Raw genomic sequence first — 2,944 nt, 5'->3', positions numbered from 1 at the left:
AGAATTCTGAAATTCTACTGTTACTATGTGCTCCTAACTAACTATAGTTTTATATTGAATGTATCATTAATTAAAGATACTTCTTTAACTCCTCTAGAAATTCTATATCAAATAAATCTCCATTAATTTTTTCTATCTTTTCTAAAGATAATTTAAGTATAGACTCTATTATATTCTCTGGAATATCCTTAAACTTTTTCCTTAAAAGTTTTATAGTACTTTTAGCTAAAGCGCTTTTTGCTTCTTGCCTACCTTCTTCTCTTCCTTCATCCCTAGCACCCTGAAGTCTACTTTTCTCATCCCTTATAGCTTTATCTCTCATCTCAGCCAACTGTATTAACTCTTTATCTCCACTAATGTTGTATAGAACATCCATTGCTTCCTTGATTTCAGTATCTTCCTTTTTCAATTTATTAGTAAATCTATGAATAGGACCATCCCAAACTTCATTACCATTTTCAAGTTCTATGAAGTTACCTAAAGTATATTGGTTTATTACATTATTCCAAAAAATATGAGAAACCTTATGTAACCGCAACTGTTTTATTTCCCAATTTCCTTGAAACTTATTAAAAACTTCAAAAGCCACAATTTTACCTATTCCTCTTTTCCTATATTTTTTTAGAACGAAAAATTCTGCAATTGCATAATCAGTTGGTGATGAGGTAACAACGCTATGTTTATTAACAAGAACAAATCCTGCTAATTTTTCATCTACTCTAATTATAAAGGGGTATCTATCTTTTTCTGTCCAGTAATTATCTAAATAACTGTAATCATATAACCCATGTTCATTTAAATCACGATTTTCATATTCTGATAAATCATAATTATATAATTCAATCATATTTTTTAATATCATTTTATCAGCCTTACTGGCTTCTATTAATTCAATCTTCATCTTTCACTACCTCCAAAATATCATTTTAATCAATTAATCAATCTTAAATTGGAATTTGACAAGATAATATTTTGCTATTAAAAGTTAATATTTTTCTGCAAAATATTCTACCCAGGCTGGATAAAACCCTGTAGCTAAAGCAGTTCTCATTGAAGCAAGGTTCGCACTCCACGTTGTATAATATGGTATTTTATCTAGCTTCAATATCTCCTTTGTTAATTGTTGAATAACCAATTTTGCTAATCCTTGTCCCCTATATTCCTTAATGGTATCTATACCTATTTGCCATAGTGGATCATGATAATTGTCTGCACCAGCTATAGCTACCATAGTTCCCTCAATAAAAGCTGCAATTGCAATTTCATCCTTTTCATAGTTTAATGCATTTTCAAATCCAGGATATTTAATATAAAACTCACTCATATTTTCTTTTTCTATTTTCTTAAGAACTACATTATCTGGGCAAATAATATCTTCATTTTTACTATAAAGAAATCTCAAATGTTCACCTGCAAGACATAAATCATTTTCTCTTAGTTTACATTCAATCCTATGAAGATTTTTACCATCAATAATATCTTCTGCTAAAGTATCTATAAAATTTTCTTTTGCCCAATTAATTAAATCTCTTCTTCCAATAAAAAGCATTGATTTTCCAAATGAAATCATACGAAAAATTTCTACATCGCTTTCCATGAATACATTTTTTCCATCATCAAATGCATTATATTCCAGATTATAATTTGTAATATAATAATTAATTACTTTCTGAATATTATCCATAATTAAAATCGCCTCCACAAATTTTACTATTTGCCTGACACTAAAAATTACTTACCTTTTTAATTATAGCATATTTTGTAAATATAACATTATTTTTAGTATGGTATTTCCAGCTTTAAAAATAACCTTAGCCAAGCCATATAAATCCCGGGGGTATAAATTGCATTTTCTTGTGGTACAGTTCTCCATATCTACTTAAAGTGGGGTTTTTATATATTTTCATTAAGTAAACTAGAATTGCAATACCTCTCCATAACATAGTTTGTTAGTAAAACACCTTTCCTTTCTACTTTCTGTTCTTTTACAACCTTATATCCTCGTTTTTCAAAGAAATACTTTGCAGTAATTGATGCCTGTGTACTAATCTTATCTACATCAAATTCCTTTTCCAGTACATCACAAATTGTAGTAGCAATTCCTTTATTTTGGTAGTCCTTATGAACATATAATCTATCTAAATATCCACTCTTATCTATATCTCCAAAACCAACTATAATATTATTTTCAATAGCAATAACTGTAAAATTTTCTAATAAGGATTTGTTCCATTTCTCTAAATCTACACTACCTGTTGCCCATACATTCAACTGTTCTTCTGTATAGTCTTTCGCATTAATGGAATGTACTGTATTATAAAACAGTTCCGCTAAATCTTTACAATCTGATGGTTCATACCTTCTTATACGCATTTCCTATCTCACTCACCTTTAATACTATCCCTAAATTGAATATTATTTTACCTGATCCTTATTATTTAAACTTAATTAACAATATCCTTATTGTACCACCTCACTTTCCACTGCTCAATAAATTCATACCATATAAAGCATATATTTACTTTGTTTAATGTATAACTACAAAAAAACAGCAGAATTCTGAAATTCTACTGTTTCTAGGTATTTCTAATTACTTAGTTTTATAGGTAATACATCCTTAATTAAATATACTTATTTAATTCCTCAATGGACTCTATATCAAACAAATCTCCATTAATTTTTTCTATCTTTTCTAAAGATAAATTAAGTATAGACTCTATTATATTCTCTGGAATATCCTTAAACTTTTTCCTTAAAAGTTTTATAGTACTTTTAGCTAAAGCATCTTTTGCTCCTTGCTTTATACCTTCTTTTTTGCCTTCTTCTCTACCTTCATCTCTAGCACCTTGAAGTCTACTTTTCTCATCCCTTATAGTTTTATCTCTCATCTCGGCCAGTTGTATTAACTCTTTATCTCCACTAATGTTGTATAGAACATCCATTG

4 protein-coding genes are annotated in these 2,944 nt (G+C 28.5%); all 4 read right to left on the bottom strand.

The genetic code is table 11. The features are described from left to right. Positions 1-70: 70 nt before the first annotated feature. Positions 71-901: a GNAT family N-acetyltransferase gene (locus B3J31_RS11355; protein ID WP_346873989.1), complete on the bottom strand. Its 831-nt coding sequence runs from the start codon at positions 899-901 to the stop codon at positions 71-73. Positions 902-985: 84 nt separating this feature from the next. After that, on the bottom strand, positions 986-1,684 hold the full coding sequence (locus B3J31_RS11350) for a GNAT family N-acetyltransferase (protein WP_346868182.1): 699 nt from the start codon (positions 1,682-1,684) through the stop codon (positions 986-988). A gap of 209 nt (positions 1,685-1,893) precedes the next feature. Then, positions 1,894-2,373, bottom strand: coding sequence for a GNAT family N-acetyltransferase (locus B3J31_RS11345; protein WP_346868183.1), 480 nt, complete (start codon positions 2,371-2,373; stop codon positions 1,894-1,896). Positions 2,374-2,621: 248 nt separating this feature from the next. Beyond that, the coding region (locus tag B3J31_RS11340) for a DUF4351 domain-containing protein (protein ID WP_346868184.1) at positions 2,622-2,944 on the bottom strand (323 nt) is incomplete at its 5' end.

This window comes from Clostridium sp. UBA5988 (genome assembly GCF_002435615.1).
GTDB lineage: Bacteria > Bacillota > Clostridia > Clostridiales > Clostridiaceae > Clostridium_J > Clostridium_J sulfidigenes.
Note: the sequence above shows the minus strand (reverse complement) of the source record. Positions and strands in the feature narration are given on the sequence as shown.